This window comes from Pseudooceanicola antarcticus (genome assembly GCF_900215355.1).
Taxonomy (GTDB): Bacteria; Pseudomonadota; Alphaproteobacteria; order Rhodobacterales; family Rhodobacteraceae; genus Pseudooceanicola; species Pseudooceanicola antarcticus.
On record NZ_OBEA01000001.1, the window covers coordinates 560,957 to 581,610 of the forward strand.

At 67.5% G+C, this 20,654-nt stretch carries 16 protein-coding genes; 12 read left to right on the top strand and 4 right to left on the bottom strand.

Translation table 11 applies throughout. The features are described 5' to 3' along the window. Positions 1-2: 2 nt before the first annotated feature. On the top strand, positions 3-1,334 hold the full coding sequence (locus tag CRO50_RS02760) for an amidase (protein ID WP_097144693.1): 1,332 nt from the start codon (positions 3-5) through the stop codon (positions 1,332-1,334). A 144-nt stretch (positions 1,335-1,478) separates the two neighbouring features. Next, complete coding sequence (locus CRO50_RS02765; protein WP_097144331.1) at positions 1,479-2,615, top strand: hypothetical protein; 1,137 nt, start codon at positions 1,479-1,481, stop codon at positions 2,613-2,615. Here the strand turns inward: CRO50_RS02765 and CRO50_RS02770 are convergent. The 3 genes from CRO50_RS02770 to CRO50_RS02780 form a co-directional block, all read right to left on the bottom strand. Further along, entirely contained in the window at positions 2,612-3,673 is a 1,062-nt protein-coding gene (locus tag CRO50_RS02770) for a bifunctional transcriptional activator/DNA repair enzyme AdaA (protein WP_097144332.1), read from the bottom strand. The genes CRO50_RS02765 and CRO50_RS02770 overlap by 4 nt on opposite strands. 50 nt (positions 3,674-3,723) lie before the next feature. After that, positions 3,724-4,713: a pirin family protein gene (locus CRO50_RS02775; RefSeq protein WP_097144333.1), complete on the bottom strand. Its 990-nt coding sequence runs from the start codon at positions 4,711-4,713 to the stop codon at positions 3,724-3,726. A 90-nt stretch (positions 4,714-4,803) separates the two neighbouring features. Beyond that, positions 4,804-5,724, bottom strand: coding sequence for a class I SAM-dependent methyltransferase (locus CRO50_RS02780; protein WP_157791747.1), 921 nt, complete (start codon positions 5,722-5,724; stop codon positions 4,804-4,806). A gap of 276 nt (positions 5,725-6,000) precedes the next feature. Between CRO50_RS02780 and CRO50_RS02785 the strand changes: the two genes are divergently transcribed. The 10 genes from CRO50_RS02785 (at position 6,001) to CRO50_RS02830 (ending at position 19,267) form a co-directional block, all read left to right on the top strand. Further along, entirely contained in the window at positions 6,001-6,585 is a 585-nt protein-coding gene (locus CRO50_RS02785; protein ID WP_097144335.1) for an ANTAR domain-containing response regulator, read from the top strand. After that, positions 6,582-7,766: a CmpA/NrtA family ABC transporter substrate-binding protein gene (locus CRO50_RS02790; RefSeq protein WP_097144336.1), complete on the top strand. Its 1,185-nt coding sequence runs from the start codon at positions 6,582-6,584 to the stop codon at positions 7,764-7,766. The genes CRO50_RS02785 and CRO50_RS02790 overlap by 4 nt, the downstream gene beginning before the upstream one ends. 279 nt (positions 7,767-8,045) lie before the next feature. Further along, positions 8,046-9,413 carry a CmpA/NrtA family ABC transporter substrate-binding protein gene (locus tag CRO50_RS02795; protein WP_097144337.1) on the top strand — a complete coding sequence of 456 codons (1,368 nt, stop codon included), beginning with the start codon at positions 8,046-8,048 and terminating at the stop codon, positions 9,411-9,413. Between the two features lie 237 nt (positions 9,414-9,650). Next, entirely contained in the window at positions 9,651-10,733 is a 1,083-nt protein-coding gene (locus CRO50_RS02800; RefSeq protein ID WP_097144338.1) for an ABC transporter permease, read from the top strand. A gap of 5 nt (positions 10,734-10,738) precedes the next feature. Further along, on the top strand, positions 10,739-12,430 hold the full coding sequence (locus tag CRO50_RS02805) for an ABC transporter ATP-binding protein (RefSeq protein ID WP_097144339.1): 1,692 nt from the start codon (positions 10,739-10,741) through the stop codon (positions 12,428-12,430). A gap of 5 nt (positions 12,431-12,435) precedes the next feature. Next, entirely contained in the window at positions 12,436-12,876 is a 441-nt protein-coding gene (locus tag CRO50_RS02810) for a globin family protein (RefSeq protein ID WP_097144340.1), read from the top strand. 22 nt (positions 12,877-12,898) lie between these two features. Beyond that, on the top strand, positions 12,899-15,337 hold the full coding sequence (nirB, locus tag CRO50_RS02815) for a nitrite reductase large subunit NirB (protein ID WP_097144341.1): 2,439 nt from the start codon (positions 12,899-12,901) through the stop codon (positions 15,335-15,337). Then, on the top strand, positions 15,334-15,666 hold the full coding sequence (nirD, locus tag CRO50_RS02820) for a nitrite reductase small subunit NirD (RefSeq protein ID WP_097144342.1): 333 nt from the start codon (positions 15,334-15,336) through the stop codon (positions 15,664-15,666). The genes nirB and nirD overlap by 4 nt, the downstream gene beginning before the upstream one ends. Further along, on the top strand, positions 15,666-18,299 hold the full coding sequence (locus tag CRO50_RS02825; protein WP_097144343.1) for a nitrate reductase: 2,634 nt from the start codon (positions 15,666-15,668) through the stop codon (positions 18,297-18,299). The genes nirD and CRO50_RS02825 overlap by 1 nt, the downstream gene beginning before the upstream one ends. After that, a complete protein-coding gene (locus CRO50_RS02830) occupies positions 18,296-19,267 on the top strand; it encodes a glycosyl transferase family protein (RefSeq protein ID WP_097144344.1) in 972 nt (323 codons plus the stop codon). Before CRO50_RS02825 ends, CRO50_RS02830 begins: the two co-directional genes overlap by 4 nt. Here CRO50_RS02830 and glmM read toward each other — a convergent pair. Continuing rightward, the gene (gene glmM / locus CRO50_RS02835; protein WP_097144345.1) at positions 19,264-20,607 is read right to left on the bottom strand and encodes a phosphoglucosamine mutase; all 1,344 of its coding nucleotides are present in this window, start codon (positions 20,605-20,607) and stop codon (positions 19,264-19,266) included. The two genes, CRO50_RS02830 and glmM, sit on opposite strands and share 4 nt — an antisense overlap. Between the last annotated feature and the right edge of the window lie 47 nt (positions 20,608-20,654).

The following is a 20,654-nucleotide window of genomic DNA, read 5'->3' on the forward strand; positions in this document are numbered from 1 at the left end:
TGATGGCCGAGCTCTGGAGCCTGCCTGCCCATGCGCTTGTCGCAGGCTATGCCGCGCGGGAGTTCACGCCCTCCGAGGTGCTGGAAAGCGTGCTGGGCCGGTGTGACGCGATCAATCCAAGCATTAACGCGGTGATCGCCCGCGACGATGCGGCGGCGCGCCGGATGGCCCGTGCCAGCGATGCCCGCTGGGGCGCGGGGAAGCCGCTGTCGGATCTGGACGGGGTGCCTGTCAGCATCAAGGACAACCTGCTGATGGCCGGGCTGCCCGCCACCTGGGGCAATCGCGGCTTGCGGGACAATGTGCCCGCGCATGACGAGCTGCCCGTGGCCCGGCTGCGGGCCGGCGGAGCGGTGCTCTTTGCCAAGACCAATGTGCCCGAGCTGACCGTGCAGGGCTATACCGACAACCTGTTGCATGGCCCGACGGGCCTGCCCTTCGCGCCGGAACTGACGCCCGGAGGCTCCAGCGGCGGGGCGGTGGCGGCGGTGGCGGCGGGGATCGGACCGCTGGCGCTCTGCACCGATGGCGGCGGCTCCATCCGGCGACCGGCGGCCCATGCGGGGCTCTTCGGGCTGAAGCCGGGCGCGGGCCGCATCCCCCGTGGCGCGGGCTTTCCCGCGATCCTCGGTGCCTTCGAGGTGGCCGGCCCCATCGGCCGTGATGCCCGCGATGTGGAGACCATGTTTCGCTGGCTCGGCAGCTCTGTCGAGACGGCCACCACCGCGCCGCGCCGTATCCTTTATGCGCGGCACTTCGCAGGCCAGCCGGTCGACCCCAAGATCCTGCGCGCCAGCGACGGCGCGGCAGAGGAGCTGCGCCGCCTCGGTCACGAGGTGGTGGCGCGCGACACATTCGACGTGCTGGCCGGGATCGACGCGATCTGGCCGGTGATCAGCACCGCCGGGGTGGCCTGGCTCTGCGACAGCGATGCGCGCATCAACGAGACCGCGGGCGAGGCCGTCCAGGCCATGGCCCGCGCCGGCCGCGCGCTGAGCGCCCGCGACTATGCCGGTGCCCTGGTCGCCATCGAGGCCCTGCGGCTGGACTACCAGCGCGCCATGGCGGGCTTCGACCTGCTGATGACCCCGGCCATCGCGGCCTTCTCCTGGCCCAGGGAGAAGACCCACCCCGAGGTCATCGACGGCCAGCCGGTCGGGCCGCGCGGCCATGCGGTCTTTACCGCCTTTGCCAATGCCCTGGGTCTGCCCGCCATGACCCTGCCCCTTGCCGCGCCGCCGGGCGGTCTGCCCTGCGGGGTGCAGCTGGTGGGCATGCAGGGCGCCGATGAGCTGCTGTTGCAGATCGCCCGCAGCTGGCCCGAGGCGCGCTGAGCGCAGGCGGGCGGCCCAGGTGCCGCTCGTACGGCCCCCGCCGCTTGCGCGGGGGTGACGCCAAAGCGCGCCGGTATACAAGCCGGGCGCGCTGTGCCAGACTTCCCGCATTTCAAATTTCCTTTTGATCTCGGGATTGCGGCAATGTTGATTCTGGATTTCCTGCTGGCGTTCGCCATCCTGATGGTGGCTTTCTCGACCGTCGTCTCGGGGCTGGTCGAGGTCCTGACCCGCCTGCTGAACCTGCGCTCGCGCAATCTGCGCAACTCTCTCGACGGCTACCTCGAGAACGTGCTCTGGCCCAACCTCATCGAGGCGACCGGCGCCAAAGACGAGGCCCTGAGCCGCAAGGCGACGCTGGCGGAGCTGCGCGACCACCTGACCCGCAACCTGGCGGTGCCCGACGGGCTCAGCCGCCGGTCCGGCCCCATCGAGACCCTGGCCAAGCTCTTTTCGCGGCCCTGGATCGAGACCCTCTCGCCCGAGGCCATGGTGCAGCGGCTGGCCGAGACCGACGTGGGCCAGGCCATCCGCACCGGCATCGTCGAGACCTCGCAGGACAGGTTCGACGCGCTGCTTCTGGGCTTCGACCGCTACATGGCGCTGTCCTCTGAACGCTTCCGGCGCAACTCCAACCTGATGGTCTTCCTGGTCTCCATCGCCTTTGCCTTCGGCGCGCAGGTGCATTTCACCAGGCTGGTGCAGGGGCTGGAAAGCAACCCGGCGACCATCGAGGCGCTGATCGCCTCCCAGGACCAGATCCTTGCCGGCTATGTCGCGGCGCAGGAGGGAGATATCGCGCTGGAGGTCGAGCTTGAGGACGGCACGGTCCAGAGCCACCTGGACGCCGCCAAGGCCGCGCTGGCCGCCAGCGTGGAGGATCTGAAGACCCTGCGGGCCAAGTACCAGCTGCCGATCGGCGCGCGGTTGGGCGAGGGGGCCGATTGCGCCCCGGTAAGCGGCAAGGCCGAGCGGCTGAGCTGCCACATGGGCAATGTCGGGGCCTGGGTGCTCTGGCAGATGAACGTGCTGCTTTCGGGGGTGCTGATCGGGCTGGGCGGGCCGTTCTGGTATCGCGTCACCAAGCAGCTGTCCCAGGCGCGCATCTTCGGCGGCAACCTGTCCGATGGCCAGGCCGAGACCGTGGCCGGGCAGGCCGGTGGCGCGGGGCAGTCGGTGCTGACGCGCAACCAGACCCTGCGCAGCCTCTTCCGCATCGCCGGGACCAACCCGGTGCTGCGGGTCATGTCGAGGCCCGAAGGCGATGCGGCCCCGGCCTAGCCTGCGGCGCGGGCGGGGCGGAAGGCGGCCTCGATCTGCAACAGGCGCTGCTTGCGCCACAGCCCGCCGCCATAGCCCGTCAGCGCGCCATCGGCGCCGATGACCCGGTGGCAGGGGATGACCAGCGCGATCTGGTTGGCGCCATTGGCCCGCGCCACGGCGCGATGTGATCCGGGCCGCCCCAGGGCGCGGGCCAGGTCGCCGTAGGATCGCGTCTCGCCCGCCGGGATTTCGCGCAGGGCTTCCCAGACCTCGCGGGTGAAGGCCGAGCCATGCAGCGCCAGCGGGGTCTCGAAACGGGCGGAGCGGCCGGTGAAATAGGCGGAAAGCTCTGCCCGGATCTGCTCGGTCGGCGGGTGGACCCCGATGCCCAGAGAGCCCTTCGCGTGTTCCGAGAGCCTGCGCACCTCGCCGGGCAGCGCGCGGCGTTCGGTGAATTCCAGCAGGTGCAGGTGATGCGCCGAGGAGATGGCGATCATGTCGCCAAGCGGGGTGGCGATCCAATCGGCCAGCAGCAGCGCATCGCCGCGCAGGCTGCCCGGTGCGCAGCCCAGAAGCCGGGCGAAGGCGGCGCGGAAGGCCGAGGCAGAGCTGAAGCCTGCTTCCAGCTGCGCCTCGATCACCTTGCCGCCCTGGCCGAGCGTCAGGAAACCGTCGCGCAAGCGCCTTTGGCGGGCCATTTCAAGGAAGGTCATGCCGAACTGCCGCTTGAAGGCGCGGCGCACGGTGGAGGGGTCCAGCCCCAGCCCCTGCACGCAGCCCTCGGTCCAGCGGTGTTCCGGGCGCTCTTCCAGCGCCGCCAGCAGGCGGGTGACCGCGGGGTCCGGGGTCTCGCCCAGGGGGTGGCAGCGCTTGCAGGGCCGGAAGCCCTCGGACAGGCATTCGCCGGGGCTGGCGCGGAACAGGCAGTTCTCGCGCTTGGGTTTGCGGGCCGGGCAGGTCAGGCGGCAGAATATGCCGGTGGAGGTGACGCAGACGAAGGCGCGGTCGTCATAGCCTGAGTCACGCGCCAGCAGCGCGTCATAGAGGGTGTCGTCGGGGGGCAGGTCGAACATCATGACGGCAGATTAGCCGATCCCGCCACGAGCTGGCGCCGGAAATCGGGCAGCTATTGCGATTTCCGGCCTTCGCGCGGACCGGCGCGCATCGGGGTCATCCGGCCCGTGCCATCCTCGGGGGCGGGGATATGTTCGGCGGCATCGCCCGTGGGCAGCTCGAACAGGCCCTTGCCCCAGTCTCCGCGCCGCCAGTCCAGCTTGGCGGCCTCGATCTTCTCGGGCGAGGAAGAGACGAAGTTCCACCAGATATAGCGCGGCTCGGGCAGGGTGGCGCCGCCGAGGGCCAGGAAACGCGCGCCCTGCTCACCGGCCCGGACCGAGATCCGGTCGCCGGGACGGAAGACCATCATGCGCCCGGCCTCATAGGTCTCTCCGGCCACTTCCAGGCTGCCATGGGTCACGTGCAGCCCGCGGTCCTCGTGATTGTCGGGCAGGGGGAAGGCGGCGCCGGGGGCGAGGCTGACATCAAGATAGAAGGTTTCAGAGAAGATCGCGGCGGGGGCGGTCTCTCCGAAGGCGGTGCCGAGGATCAGCCGGGCGGTGATGCCATGGGCCTCGAGTACCGGCAGCCCGTCCTTGGGGAAGTGCTGGAAGGCGGGGGTGGTGTCCTCGTTGCCGGCGGGCAGGGCGATCCAGGTCTGGATGCCGTGCAGTGGCCCGCCCGCCTCGGCCGAGGGCGAGCGTTCCGAGTGGCTGACCCCGCGCCCCGCCACCATCCAGTTCACGTCGCCGGGCCGGATCACCTGGTCAGAGCCGATGGAATCGCGGTGATGGAAAGCACCTTCATAGAGATAGGTGACGGTGCCCAGCCCGATATGGGGGTGCGGGCGCACGTCGATCCTCTCGCCGGTCAGCAGCTCTGCCGGGCCCATCTGGTCGAAGAAGATGAAGGGGCCGACCATCTGCCGCTTCGGCGCGGGCAGGGCGCGGCGCACCTCGAAGCCGCCGATGTCGCGGGCACGCGGCACCAGCAGCGTCTCGATGGACGATGCGGCGACCAGGTCGGGGTCGGTCAGCAGTTGATCGGGATTCCAGCTCATATCGGGCCCTCCTGACGAAAAGATAGCCCGGAAAGCCCGAGGGGGAACTGGCGACGCGCGCACAATGGCTCTGCGCGCATGACCGGGGGATCAGGCCAGCGCCTGCACCGAGTCGCAGCGGCGCTTCCAGAAGAAATCGGTCTTCGGGTCGCCCTCGCCATAGCGGGCCAGGGCGGCGTCCACCGTGGCGCGGCCTGCGGCGGCATTGCCTGCCTTGATCTGCAGCCGGGCGCGGACCAGCTCGACATAGCGGGTGTCGGCATCGTTCTGGCGCAGCAGCGACATCAGCCGGTTCACCCGGTTCATCGCCTCGTCATCCGGCAGATCCTCGAAGCGCCCGGCCTCGCGCAGGGCTTCGGGAGGGATGGGTCGAACGAGGCGCAGCAGGATGGAATCATCGGCGCGCGGCTCGACCAGCTCGAAGTAGCCCGAGAGGAAGCCAAGGGAGGTGTGAATCCACGGGTTGTCGGGATTGTGGAAATCCTGGTTCACCAGCAGCCCGGTGCCGACCGACAGCGCGGGCAGGAAGCGGGTCAGGGTGATCCGGTTCAGATCCGGCGTCTTGGCGATATCGACGAAGAGCAGGTCGATCTCTCCACCACCCCAGCTGGCCTCCATCAGGTCGCCGCGATGTACCTCGATCGCATCGGCGACTTCGGCGGTCTGGGCATCGAAGAGGTACTGGAAGTTCTGCCCCTCCTGGAAATCGGGATCGACACGGCTGCGGATGAACTCGGCCATGTTGCCGAACTTGGCCTCGAAGATATCGAAGCAATGCAGCTTCGCCTTGCCGTCCCACAGCGGATTGTCCTTCAGCCCCGCCCCGGTCAGCGAGGCCGAACCGCCCAGGAAGGAGCCCAGCTCGACCATGGGGCGCGCGCCCGAGGCCCAGTCGCGCGCCAGGTAGTAGAGCATCGCCCCCTCGCGCGCGCCAAGCTGGGCATGGCCCAGCTTCTTCATCGGCCAGGCGACGCGCTGATCTTCGCGCCAGGTCATCGGGGGAGTGGTCATCTGAACATCGTCAATCGTCTGCATCGGGGAACCCTTTCACACGCTAACCGCCCCTTCAGGGCGTGCGGAAAGGCTAGGACAAAGGCCCCTGCACACAACGTCCCCAAATCGTCGCATCAAAATTAATCAACCATTAAGTGTTTGCCCGCCCCGCCGCCTCGGGCTGCCGGCTGCGCCGCATTTTTCAGCGCGTCTTCGGGCACGGCCTGCGACCCTCGCCGCGCTGCCACATGCTTTCTGTTTACAAAGGATGCGCTCTGGCCCCATGTCGGGGGCATGACGGACAAGCTTTCTATCATCGTCGTCGAGCCGGACCGCGACCGCGCCATGCTGATCGTGGATAGCCTGGCCGAGGCCGGCGATTACGACATCCACGTGATCTCGGAGGTCACCGGCCTGGCCCGCCGGGTGAAGGCCCATAACCCCGACATGGTGCTGGTGGATATCGCCAACCCCTCGCGCGACATGCTGGAAGAGCTGACGCTGGCCTCTGGCCCGCTGGAGCGTCCGGTGGCCATGTTCGTGGACCAGAGCGACGACGGGCTGACCCGTGCCGCGATCGAGGCCGGGGTCTCGGCCTATGTGGTTGCCGGTCTGAAGTCCGAGCGGGTGAAGCCGGTGATGGATGCCGCCGTGGCGCGTTTCAACATGTTCCAGCGCATGCGCACCGAGCTTGCGACCACCAAGCGGGCCCTGGAAGAGCGCAAGGTGATCGACCGCGCCAAGGGTCTGCTGATGAAGGCCCGCGGGCTGGGCGAGGACGAGGCCTATGCCCTGCTGCGCAAGGCCGCGATGGATCAGAACCGCCGGGTGGCCGATGTGGCCCAGGCGCTGGTGACCACGGCGGGGCTTCTGGGATGAAGGCCGTTTCGCTGAACGTGGGGTTCATTCCCCTGGTCGATGCCGCGCCGCTGATCGCCGCGCAGGAGATGGGCTTTGCCGCCGAAGAAGGCATCGCGCTGGAGCTGGTGAAGGCGCCCTCCTGGTCCAGCTTGCGCGACATGCTGGTCTTCGGCCGGGTCGAGGCGGCGCATATGCTGTCGCCGGTGCCCGTGGCCTCGGCGCTTGGCCTCGGCGGCACCGGCGCGGCGCTGTCGGCGGCCTCGGTCCTGTCGGTCAACGGCAATGTCATCGGGGTCTCGAACGCGCTGGCCGAGCGGCTGCGCGAGGTGGGGCACGACTTCGCCTTCAACGACGCCCGCGCCTCGGGCGAGGCGCTGATCAAGGCCAAACCCGCCGATGCGCCGCTGCGGATCGGGGTGCCCTTCCCCTTCTCGATGCATGCCGAGCTTCTTTACTACTGGCTGTCCGCCCTCGGCCTGCCGGCGCCGCAGAGTGTTTCCATCCGCACCGTGCCGCCGCCGCTGATGGCCGATGCCATGGCCGCCGGAGAGATCGACGCCTTCTGCGTGGGCGAGCCCTGGGGCAGCATCACCGTCGAGAACGGCGCCGGAGAGCTGCTGCTGCCCGGCAAGGCGATCTGGAATTTCGCACCCGAGAAGGTGCTGGCCGTGCGCACCGACTGGGCCGAGCGCGAAGAGGCCCTGCTGGGCCGCCTGATCCGCGCCTGCTGGCGTGCCGGACGCTGGCTGGCCGAGCCCGACTCGCGCGGGCTGGCCGCCGAGCTGCTGTCGCGGCCCGAATACCTGAACCTGCCGGTCGAGGTGCTTGAGCGCTCTCTTTCGGGGCGGATGGTGATCAACGGGCGCGGAGACACGCGCGAGACCTTCGGTTTCGTCGGCTTCCACAAGGGCTGTGCCACCTTCCCCTGGCGCAGCCAGGCGGAATGGATCGCGCATCAGCTGGCCGCCCGCACCGGGCTGGACCGTGACGCCGCCCTGCGCGCCGGGGCCAAGGCCTTCCGCAGCGACCTGCACCGCGCCGCCCTGGACGGCTCGGAGGCGGATCTGCCCGGCGCCTCGTCGAAGCTAGAGGGCGCGGTCCACGCCGAAACCTCCATCGCCTCGGCCCATGGGCAGCTCTCGCTGCTGCCTGATTCCTTCTTCGATGGCCGCGTATTTGATCCTTCGCGCGACAATTGAGCGAAAAACCGGCGAATTTTTCGGCATTTCTTGTCTGGCAGACGGAATCTTGCGCTGACCGAGACGAAATCTTTGTGCAAACGCAGCAATTCCGTCATTTATCTGAACTCAGGTAGGCAATGGCGCCCACCTAACGAATTTCTCCCACTGATTGGGTTCGACTGAGCAAAGCCGCTCGACATCCGGATGACATCATCCGGTCTGTCAGAGTGGCTTTTCGTGTTCGCCCAGGAGATTTCAGACACCCCTGGGCCAGAAACAAAGACGGGGTAGTAAATCATGAAGCGTATTCTTCTCTCTCTGGCCGCCACGACCGCCATGGTCGCGCCTGCCTCCGCCGAGATGCTCGACCTGGAAAAGGACGTGCTGACCTTCGGTTTCATCAAGCTGACCGACATGGCGCCGCTGGCCGTGGCCTACGAGCAGGGCTTCTTCGACGACGAGGGCCTCTTCGTCACGCTGGAAGCCCAGGCCAACTGGAAGGTGCTGCTGGACGGCGTGATCTCGGGCACCCTGGACGGCGCCCACATGCTGGCCGGCCAGCCCCTGGCCGCCACCATCGGCTATGGCACCGAGGCGCATATCATCACCCCCTTCTCGATGGACCTGAACGGCAACGGCATCACCGTTTCCAATGATGTCTGGGAGATGATGAAGCCCAACCTCGAGACCGACGCCGACGGCAAGGTCGCGCATCCGATCTCTGCCTCTCACTTGAAGCCGGTGATCGAGAAGTACAATTCCGAGGGCAAGCCCTTCAACATGGGCATGGTCTTCCCCGTTTCGACCCACAACTACGAGCTGCGCTACTGGCTGGCCGCCGGTGGCATCGAGCCCGGCTATTACTCGCCCGAAAACGTCACCGGCCAGATCGGTGCCGAGGCCTTCCTGTCGGTCACCCCGCCGCCGCAGATGCCCGCCACGCTGGAAGCCGGCACCATCTCTGGCTACTGCGTCGGTGAGCCCTGGAACCAGCAGGCGGTCTTCAAGGGCATCGGCGTGCCGGTGATCACCGATTACGAGCTGTGGAAGAACAACCCGGAGAAGGTCTTCGGCATCAACGCCGAGTTCGCCGAGCAGTACCCGAACACCACCCTGGCCGTGACCAAGGCCCTGATCCGCGCCGCTCAGTGGCTGGACGAGAACGACAATGCCAACCGTCCCGAGGCGGTCGAGATCCTCTCGCGTCCCGAATACGTCGGTGCCGACTACGAGGTCATCGCCAATTCGATGACCGGCACCTTCGAGTACGAGAAGGGCGACAAGCGCGAGGTCCCCGACTTCAACGTCTTCTTCCGCTACAACGCCACCTATCCCTTCTACTCGGACGCGGTCTGGTACCTGACCCAGATGCGTCGCTGGGGCCAGATCCCCGAGGCCAAGCCGGACAGCTGGTACGACGAGGTCGCCAAGTCCGTCTACAAGCCCGAGATCTACCTGGAGGCCGCCCGCCTGCTGGTCGAGGAAGGTCTGGCCAACGAGGCCGATTTCCCCTGGGACAGCGACGGCTACAAGGCGCCGACCCCCGCCTCCGACGTGATCGACGGTATCGGCTACGACGGCCGCGCCCCGAACGCCTACCTGGAAAGCCTGCCGATCGGGCTGAAGGGGGAGCAAATCGTCGTAGGCAACGAAGTTCAGGGGTGATTGGCCGCATCTGTCCCCCGAGACTTCGGGGGACAGGCGCAAGGTCCGATGGACCTTTCGGGCCACTCACGGGCGTCCTGCCGGGGCCAGCGAAAATCACCCCCCGGCTTCGCCTGAATTCCCGAACTACCCAATGAAATGAAAGGCTTGGCGGGATCTTGTGCCCATGGGTGCCCGCCCGCCAGCCGCAAACCTCAAGAACGACGCGGGCCCTCCCGCAGATCAAGGAGAAGACGCATGACCACTGTCGATCCCGATTTTGCGCGCAAAGAGGCCCGCGAGGCCCGTCGCGCCAAGCTTTTCACCCGCATCAATGCCGTCGACAAATGGCTGCAGGTGCTGGGCCTGGCCTGGATCACGCCGATCCTGAAGGCCGCCGCCGGCGACAACCCCAGGGCCCAAGCCAAGGATATCTGGCGTCTTCTGGGTGTGCCGCTGCTGGCCATCGCGGTCTTCCTGACCCTCTGGGGCACCCTGGCGCCGCGCGTGCAGACCTCTCTCGGCGCCGTTCCCGGCCCGGCGCAGGTCTGGACCGAGGCCGTGCAGCTGCACGAAAGCGCCATCCAGACCGCCGCCGACCGCCGCGCCTTCCAGGAGCGCGTCGACGCCCGCAACCAGCGTTTCATCGACAACGGCCAGCCGGAAAAGGTGAAAGAGATCCCCTACACCGGCGCGCCCAGCTACTACGCGCAGATCTGGACCTCGATCAAGACGGTGTTCTTCGGCTTCCTGATCGCCTCGGCCGTGGCCATCCCGCTGGGGATCGCCGCCGGTCTGTCGATCACCGCCAATGCGGCGCTGAACCCGATCATCCAGATCTTCAAGCCGGTCTCTCCGCTGGCCTGGCTGCCCATCGTCACCATGGTCGTCTCGGCGGTCTACACCACCAATGACGGGCTGTTTGCGAAGAGCTTCCTGGTCTCGGCGATCACCGTGACGCTCTGCTCTCTCTGGCCCACCCTGATCAACACCGCGCTCGGAGTGGCCTCGATCGACAAGGACCTGATCAGCGTGTCCAAGGTGCTGAAGATGGGCACCTGGTCAAAGATCACCAAGCTGGTGCTGCCCTCGGCCCTGCCGCTGATATTCACCGGCCTGCGCCTGAGCCTCGGTGTCGGCTGGATGGTCCTGATCGCGGCGGAAATGCTGGCCCAGAACCCCGGCCTTGGCAAATTCGTCTGGGACGAGTTCCAGAACGGCAGCTCCAGCAGCCTCGCCAAGATCATGGTTGCGGTGCTGACCATCGGCATCATCGGCTTCCTGCTGGATCGCGTGATGTTTGCCCTGCAGTCCCTCTTCACCTTCTCGAACAACCGGTGAGCGCCATGAGCATCCTGGATCTCAAGAACGTCTCGAAAAGCTTCGGCGAGGGCCTGCATGCCACCCGCGTGCTCAAGGACATCGACCTGAGCGTCGCGGAAGGCGAGTTCCTGGTCCTGCTGGGCTTCTCCGGCACCGGCAAGACCACCCTGATCAACCTGCTGGCCGGGCTGGAGATGCCCACCAAGGGCGAGGTACTGTGCAAGGGCAAGCCCGTGACGGGCCCCGGGCCTGAGCGCGGCGTGATCTTCCAGAACTACTCGCTGATGCCCTGGCTGACGGTGCACGGCAACGTCATGCTGGCGGTGGACACGATCTTCCCCGGCCTGTCGAAGGCCGAGAAGACCGCCAAGGCCGACAAGTACATCCAGATGGTCGGCCTGTCCCATGCAACCAGCCGCCGCCCGGCAGAGCTTTCCGGCGGCATGCGTCAGCGGGTCAACGTGGCCCGTGCCCTGGCGATGAACCCCGAGGTTCTGCTGCTGGACGAGCCGCTTTCGGCGCTCGACGCCCTGACCCGCGCCAACCTCGGCGACGAGATCGAGGCGATCTGGAACGAGGAAAAGCAGACCTGCGTGCTGATCACCAATGACGTGGACGAAGCCATCCTGCTGGCCGACCGCATCATTGCCCTGAACCCCGACGGGACCCTGGGCGAGGAATTCATCGTGGACATGGCGCGGCCCCGCGACCGCTCTGCGATGAACAATGACGAGACCTTCAAGGCCCTGCGCGCCCGCGTCACCACCTACCTGATGGATGTGGGTATCGAGGCCAAGGCCGAGGAAACCCGCACCCTTCCCAGCGTCGAGGCGATCCACAACCTGCCCAAGGCCGTCACCGAGGCGCAGAAGGGCATGATCGACGACCGCTTCCTCAGCTTCGACAACCTGCACAAGGTCTATCCGACGCCCAAGGGTCCGCTGACCGTGGTCGAGGACTTCAACCTGAAGCTGGACCGGGGCGAGTTCGTCTCTCTCATCGGCCACTCGGGTTGCGGCAAGTCCACCGTGCTGACCATGACCGCCGGTCTCAATGACATCTCGGAAGGGGTCATCAAGCTGGACGGCTACGAGGTGCGCGGTGCGGACCCCGAACGCGCGGTGGTCTTCCAGTCGCCCAACCTCTTCCCCTGGCTCTCGGCGCGCGAGAACTGCGCCATCGGCGTGGACAAGGTCTATCCCCGCGCCAGCCAGGCGGAAAAGCAGGACGTGGTGGAATATTACCTCGAACGTGTGGGCCTGGCCGATGCCATGGACCGCCCGGCGCATTCCATGTCCAACGGCATGAAGCAACGCGTCGGCATCGCCCGCGCCTTCGCCCTTTCCCCCAAGCTGCTGCTGCTGGATGAGCCCTTCGGCATGCTCGACAGCCTCACCCGCTGGGAGCTGCAGGAGGTGCTGATGGAGGTCTGGTCGCGCACCAAGGTCACCGCCGTCTGCGTCACCCATGACGTCGACGAGGCGATCCTGCTGGCCGACCGGGTGGTCATGATGACCAACGGCCCCCGCGCCACCATCGGCAAGATCACCAATGTCGACCTGCCGCGCCCGCGCACCCGCAAGGCGCTGCTGGAGCACCCCGATTACTACCACTACCGCCAGGAAGTGCTCGATTTCCTCGAGGAGTACGAACACGGCGCAAAACCCAAGCCGAAGCCCGACGCGCGGGCCTCGGCGAAGATCGCGGCGGAGTAGCGGCCATGGACACCAGCGACATCGCCCTGGTCCAGGGCAGCTTCGCCAAGGTCTGGCCGATCAAGGGCAAGGCGGCAGAGCTCTTCTACGCCGATCTCTTCGAGACCGCGCCCGAGGTGAAACCTCTCTTCGCCCGCGCCGACATGCAGAAGCAGGGCGACAAGCTGATGCAGATGCTGAGCGCAGTGGTGAAGGGGCTGAACGACATCCCCGCGCTGCTGCCGGTGGCGGCCGACCTGGCCCTGCGCCACAGCGCCTACGGAGTGCAGCCGGCCCATTACGACGCCGTCGGCGCCTCGCTGCTGCGGACCCTGGAAACCGGCCTGGGCGAGGCTTTCACGCCCGAGGTGAAGACGGCCTGGACCAAGGCCTACACGACCCTCTCGGGCGCCATGATCGACGCCGCCTACCCGACCGAACCCCCTGCCTCGGCAGGGACAAGCTGACCCCGATCCGAAGGAGGATCCAATGACCCGCAAACTGATCGTCATCGGTGCCGGCATGGCCTCGGGCCGGATGCTGGAGCATCTCTTCGACCAGGGGGACGACTGGAATGTCACCCTGTTCAACGCCGAGCCGCGCGGCAATTACAACCGCCTCATGCTGTCCCCCGTCCTCTCGGGCGAGAAGACCTACGAGGAAATCGTCACCCATGATGCCGCCTGGTACGAAGAGCGCGGCGTCACCTGCCGCTTCGGCGAGAAGGTGGCCGAGATCGACCGCGCCAGCCGCCGGGTGATGACCGAGGCGGGCGAGGTGCTGGAGTATGACAAGCTGGTCATCGCCACCGGCTCCAACCCCTTCATCATTCCGCTTCCCGGCCATGACCTGGAAGGCGTGATCGCCTACCGCGATCTGGAAGACACCAACCGCATGATCGCCCTGGGAGAGCAACAGGCCGCGAAGGCGGTGGTGATCGGCGGCGGCCTCCTTGGACTGGAAGCTGCCGCCGGCCTTCATGCGCGCGGCGTCGATGTGACCGTCGTGCACCTGATGGGTCACCTGATGGAGCGCCAGCTGGACGAGGCGGCGGGCTACCTGCTGCGCAAGGAACTGGTCGGCCGGGGTATCAAGGTGCTCTGCTCGACCAACTCGAAGCAGATCCTTGGGCAGGACGGCCATGTCACCGGGCTCGAGCTCGACAATGGCACCGTGCTGCCCTGCGACCTGCTGGTCATGGCCGTCGGCATCCGCCCCAACGTGGCGCTTGGCCAGCAGGCCGGGCTGGCGGTCGGCAAGGGCATCCACGTGGACGACCAGATGGTCACCTCGGATGAGCATATCCTGTCGGTCGGCGAATGCGTCGAGCACAATGGCGCCATCTTCGGCCTCGTCGCGCCGCTTTACGACCAGGCCAAGGTGGCCGCCGCGACGCTGTCGGGCAAACCGGCCCGCTTCGTGCAAAAAGAGGTCTCGACCAAGCTGAAGGTCACCGGCTGTGATCTCTTCAGTGCCGGGGACTTCGCCGAGGGCGAGGACCGCGAGGACATCGTCTTCCGCGATCCCGCGCGCGGCGTCTACAAGCGCCTCGTGCTGAAGGACAACAAGCTGATCGGCGCCGTGATGTACGGCGATACCGCCGACGGCAGCTGGTTCTTCAGCCTGATGAAGGACGGCGAGAGCGTCGCCGAGATGCGCGACACCCTGATCTTCGGACCGGCTTTCCAGGGGGGGGCCGCAGGGGACCCTTTGGCAGCCGTTGCAGCCTTACCGGATGACGCGGAGATCTGCGGCTGCAACGGCGTATGCAAGGGACAGATCGTTCAGGCCATCAAGGACGGGGCAGGCAGCCTCGCCGATATCAAGGCGACGACCAAGGCCAGCGCCTCCTGCGGGACCTGCACGGGCCTGGTGGAACAGGTCATGGCCGCGACGCTGGGCGATGATTTCGTCCTGCCCGCCGCGCAATCGGTCTGCGGCTGCACCGACCTGACGCACGAGGACGTGCGCCGCCTGATCAAGGCACAAGAGCTGAAATCCCAGCCCGCCGTCTGGCAGGAGTTGGGCTGGACCACCCCGAACGGCTGCCATGTTTGCCGCCCGGCGGTGAACTACTACCTGCTGGCCGACTGGCCGCTGGAGTACCAGGACGACCTGCAGTCGCGCTTCGTCAACGAGCGCAACCACGCCAACATCCAGAAGGACGGGACCTTCTCGGTGATGCCGCGCATGTGGGGTGGGATCACCACCCCCGATGAGCTGCGCGCCATTGCGGACGCCGCCGACAAGTACAGGGTACCCACGGTAAAGGTGACCGGCGGCCAACGTATCGACCTTCTGGGTGTGAAGAAGGAGGATTTGCCGGCGATCTGGTACGATCTGAACCAGGCGGGCATGGTCTCGGGCCATGCCTATTCCAAGGGGCTGCGCACGGTGAAGACCTGCGTCGGCAAGGACCACTGCCGCTTCGGCACGCAGGACAGCACCGGGCTTGGCATCAAGCTGGAAAAGAAGCTCTGGGGGTCGTGGACGCCGCACAAGGTGAAGCTGGGTGTCTCGGGCTGCCCGCGCAACTGCGCCGAGGCGACCTGCAAGGACGTGGGCATCGTCTGCGTCGACAGCGGCTTCCAGGTGGGCGTCGCCGGTGCCGCCGGCATGGACGTGAAGGAAACCGAGCGCCTCGTCGACGTGAAGACCGAAGAGGAGGCCATCGAATGGACCGCCGCCTTCGTCCAGCTTTACCGCGAGCACGCCAAGTACCTGGACCGGCCCTACAAGTGGGTCGCCAAGGTGGGGCTCGACTGGGTGAAGGAGCGCCTGTCGGATGACGCCGAGCGCGCGGCCCTGAACGAGCGCTTTGAAATCTCGCAATCCGTCTACCGCAAGGACCCCTGGGCCGATCACGCCGAAAGCCGCGCCGATCAGTACCAGCCCCTTGCCGATATCACCCTGGAGGCCGCGGAATGAGCTGGATCGACATCGGACATATCGACGACGTGCCCCTGCGGGGCGCGCGCATGGTCAAGACACCCGTCGGCTGCGTTGCGATCTTCCGCACCGCCGAGGCCGAGGTCTTTGCCGCCTCCAACAGCTGCCCGCACAAGGGTGGGCCGCTGTCGGATGGTATCGTGCATGGCCGCAAGGTCACCTGCCCGCTGCACAACTGGGTGTTCTCGCTTGAGACGGGCGAGGCGCAGGGCGCCGACGAGGGCCGCATTGCCACCTACCCGATCCGCCTGGAAGAGGGCCGGCTGATGCTGGACGCCGTCGCCGTCGGCAAGAGGAGCGCCGCCTGATGAAGGATGTCTCCGCCTCCGAGATCCGCTCGACCTGCGCCTATTGCGGTGTCGGTTGCGGCGTGCTGCTTGGCCCGGACGGGCAGGGCGGACTTTCGGTGCGCGGAGACAGCGAGCACCCGGCGAATTTCGGGCGCCTCTGCTCGAAGGGCACCAACCTGGGCGAGACGCTGGGGATGGAAGACCGGCTGCTTCACCCGATGCTGCACGGCAAGCCCGTCAGCTGGGATGCGGCGCTGGATCTGGCGGCGGAGAAGTTCCGCGCCGTGATCGAGGAACACGGCCCCGATGCGGTGGCCTTCTACGTCTCGGGGCAGCTGCTGACCGAGGATTACTACGTCGCCAACAAGCTGATGAAGGGCTTCATCGGTTCGGCGAATATTGACACCAATTCAAGGCTTTGCATGGCGTCCTCCGTGGCTGGCCACAAGCGCGCCTTCGGCACCGACACCGTGCCCGGCACCTATGAGGACCTGGAAGAGGCCGACCTGGTGGTGCTTACGGGGTCGAACCTGGCCTGGTGCCACCCGGTGCTTTACCAGCGCCTTGTCGCCGCCAAGGCGGCCCGCCCCCACATGCGCGTCGTGGTCATCGACCCGCGCCGCACCGCCACCTGCGATATCGCAGACCTGCACCTGCCCGTGGCCCCCGGCGGCGACGTGGCGCTGTTCAACGGGCTGCTGGCGGCCATCGACGACGCGGGCGCGATGAATGCCGAGTTCCTCTCTCACGTAGACGGGGTCGAGGCCGCTGTGGCCGAGGCCCGCGCCTCTGACCTGAGCGCTACCGGGATCAGCCCCGCCGACCTGCGCGCCTTCTACGATCTCTGGATCGGCACCGGGAAGGTCGTCACCGTCTACTCGCAAGGCGTCAATCAAAGCTCTGCCGGGGCCGACAAGGTCAATGCGATCCTCAATTGCCATCTCGCCACGGGGCGTATCGGGCAGCCTGGCATGGGGCCGTTTTCCGTCACCGGCCAGCCCAATGCCATGGGCGGGCGGGAGGTCGGCGGGCTGGCCAACATGCTGGCCAGCCACATGGATCTTGAGAACGCCGACCACCGCAGCGCCGTGCGTGGCTTCTGGGACAGCTCCGCCGTTGCCGACACGCCCGGCCTGAAGGCCGTCGACATGTTCCGCGCCGTGGGCGAGGGCCGTATCAAGGCGCTGTGGATCATGCACACCAACCCGGCGGTGACGCTTCCCGATGCGGACCGCGTGCGCGAGGCCATCGCGGGTTGCGACTTCGTTGTCGTCTCGGACATCACTGGCGCCACGGATACCGCACGCCTCGCTGACCTGCTGCTGCCCGCCACCGGCTGGGCCGAGAAATCGGGCACCGTCACCAATTCCGACCGTACCATCAGCCGTCAGCGCAAGGTGCTGGAGGCGCCGGGAGAGGCCCGCCCTGACTGGCAGCACCTGACCGGCTTCGCCGCCCGCATGGGCTGGGGCACGGCCTTCGACTACGCCAGCCCGGCCGAGATCTTCCGCGAATACGCCGCCCTCTCGGGCATCGCCGGGGGCTTCGGGCTGGATTTCGACATTTCCGGTCTCTCCGACATCTCGGATGCCGGCTACGAGTCCCTGTCTCCCACCCGCTGGCCCGTCGCCGGCGCCCGGCAGGGCGGGCGCTTCTTCGGTGACGGGCGTTTCTTCACCCCCTCGGGCAAGGGACGCATGCTGCCGGTGACCCCGCGCGGCCCGGTGGCGCAGACAACGGCGGAACATCCCTTCCGCCTGAACACCGGGCGCATCCGCGACCAGTGGCACACGATGACCCGCTCGGGGCGCTCGGCGAAACTCTCCGCGCATCTCGCGGAGCCCTTCCTTGAGATCCACCCTTCCGATGCTGCCGCCAAGGGCATCTCCCCGTCCGATCTGGTCGAGGTCACCTCGCCCCATGGCCGCGCCATCCTGCGGGCATTCCTGACCGAGAAGATCCGCCCCGGCGACATCTTCGCCCCCATGCACTGGACCGGAGAGACCGCGCCCTCGGGCCGGATCGACGCGCTGGTGGCGCCGGTGGTGGACCCGGTCTCGGGCCAGCCCGAAAGCAAGGCGGCGGTGGCCCAGGTGGCGCGCTGGCAGGCCGGGTTCTACGGGTTTGCCATCAGCGACAGTAGCTTCACGCCCGAAGCCGACTACTGGGCGCGGGCCAGGACGGCGCAGGGCTGGCGGGCGGAAATCGCCCATGCCTCTTGCCCCGAAGACTGGGAGGTCTACGCTAGAGACCTGTTCCAGATCGACGGAGGCAACATGCAGATCGTCAGCGATCCCGCCCGTGGCACCTTCCGCGCCGCCTTTGTCGAAGAGGGCCGGCTGCGCGCCGCCTTCTTCGCCGCCCCCGAACCCGTTGCCGTGATGCGCGACTACCTTTCGGCCCTGCCGGGGACCGATGCGCCCATGGTGCTGTCGGGCCGCGCCGGTGCCGATCAGCCGGATCCCGGCCCGGTGCTGTGCTCCTGCTTCGGCATCGGGGTGAACACCATCCTGAACGCCATCGGGGACCAGCGCCTGGTCTCGGTCGAGGCCATCGGCGAGGCCCTGGGCGCGGGCACCAACTGCGGCTCCTGCCGGCCCGAGCTGGCCGACCTTCTGGCGCGGCTGGCCCCGCGCGAGGCGGCGGAATGAAACTCGCCCCCTATTGCCGCATCCTGGCGCGAGGGCAGGGGCGGTCGCGCTCTTTCACCCAGGAGGAAGCGCGCGAGGCCATGCGCATCATCCTCGACGGTGAAGGCGACCCCGAGGCCATCGGTGCCATCCTGACGCTTTTGCGCATGAAGGGCGAAGTGGCCGAGGAAATCGCCGGTTTCGCCGAGGCCGCGCGCGAGACCCTGCCGCAGATCTCCCGCCCCGCGCTGGATTGGCCCAGCTATGCCGCCGGGCGCACGCGCGGGCTGCCTTTCTTCCTGCTCTCGGCCCGGCTGGTCGCCTCTGGGGGCCACAAGGTGCTGATGCACGGGTGGAATTCCGAACGCCACATGGATGCCTCGGCCTCCGTGCGCTCTGCCCTGTCGCTGGTCGGCATCCCGCAGGCTACTTCCGTCGAAGAGGCGGGCGCACTGCTGGACAGCACCGGCATCGCCTACCTGCCGCTGGAGTGCTTCCAGCCCGTCATGCTGGACCTGCTGCGCCTGCGCGACCGGCTCGGGGTGCGCAGCTGCGTCAACACGGTGCTGCGGGTGCTGAACCCGGCGAAGGCCCCCGCCTCGGTGCAGGGTGTCTTCCATCCGCCGTACCGAGAGCTTCAGGCCGATGCCGGCAAGCTGCTGGGTCAGAAGTCGCTGACCGTGATCAAGGGTGGCGGCGGCGAGTTCGAGCGCAACCCGACCAAGGCCACGGCCCTCTTCGGCCTGCGCGATGGCACCGCCCACGAGGCCATGGCGCCCGAGATCCTGCCCGAGACCCAGAAGCTGAACCAGGGCTGGACCGACCAGACCCTGCTGGCGCGGCTCTGGTCCGGTGACTGGAGCGATCCCTTCGCCGAGGCCGTGGTGCTGGGCACCGCCGCGCTGGCGCTGGAAACCCTGGGCGTGTCAGAGCCGCAGGCCGAGGCCGAGCGGCTCTGGGAGTGTCGGAAGGCTGCGGTAGAGGCCTAGCCCGCGACCGCGCGCACCTTGTCGACGATGCTTGTGAGCACCTGCTCTAGCAGATCCATGTCCTCGGCCTCGCCCATGACGCGGATCAGCGGTTCGGTGCCCGACTTGCGGATCAGAAGGCGCCCGGCCTTGCCCAGGGCCTTTTCGCCCGCAGCGATGGCCTCCTGCACCTCGGGGGCCTCGAGTGGGGCCTTGCCCTCGGCGTAGCGGACATTGACCAGCTTCTGCGGCACCGGCTCGAAGACCGAGGCGAGCTCGCTTGCGGGCTTGCCGGTCTCGACCATGGCCGAGAGGAACTGCAGCGCCGCCAGCAACCCGTCGCCGGTGGTCGAATGGTCGGTCATGACGATATGGCCGGATTGCTCTCCGCCCAGGTTGAAGCCGCCCTGCTGCATGCGCTCGACCACGTAGCGGTCGCCGACGGCGGTGCGTTCCAGCCCGATGCCCCTGCTTTCCAGGAAGCGCTCGAGCCCGAGGTTCGACATTACCGTTGCCACCAGGCTATCCCCTGCCAGCAGGCCCTGATCCTTCCAGCGCGAGGCGATCAGCCCCATGATCTGGTCGCCATCGGCCACGCGCCCTGTCTCGTCGATCAGGATCACCCGGTCGGCATCGCCGTCCAGGCAGATGCCCAGGTCGGCGCGGGTCTCGCGCACGCGGCGGGCCGCCTGCCAGGGGTGGGTCGATCCGCAATCCTCGTTGATGTTGAAGCCGTTGGGCTCGACCCCCATCGAGATCACCTCGGCGCCCAGCTCCCACAGGACGGCGGGGGCGGTGCGATAGGCGGCACCATTGGCGCAATCCAGCACCACCCGCAGCCCGTCCAGCCGGGTGCGGCGGGGCAGGGTGGCCTTGGCGTATTCCACGTAGCGGCCGCGCGCGTCCTCGTAGCGCTTGGCACGGCCGATGTTCTGCGGCTGCGCCGGGGGCACGCCCTCTTCCATCAGCGCCTCGATGGCGGCCTCGGCCTCGTCGCTCAGCTTGAAGCCGTCGGGGCCGAAGAACTTGATCCCGTTGTCGGCGGCGGGGTTGTGGCTGGCCGAGATCATCACGCCCACATCCGCCCGCAAGCTTCGCGTCAGGTAGCCGATGGCAGGGGTGGGCACCGGACCCAGCAGGAAGACGTTCATGCCGGTAGAGGTGAAGCCGGCGGTCAGCGCGTTTTCCAGCATGTAGCCCGACAGCCGCGTGTCCTTGCCGATGACCACCCGGTGTTCCTGCTTGTCGGTGCGGAAGTAGCGCCCCGCGGCAGCGGCGAGCTGAAGCGCCACATCCGCCGTCATCGGCCACTTGTTCGCCTGTCCGCGCACCCCGTCCGTGCCGAAAAGCTTGCCTGCCATGCCTATAGTCCTGTCTCTGCCCGGTAGCGCGGGATTTGCCCCGTGCC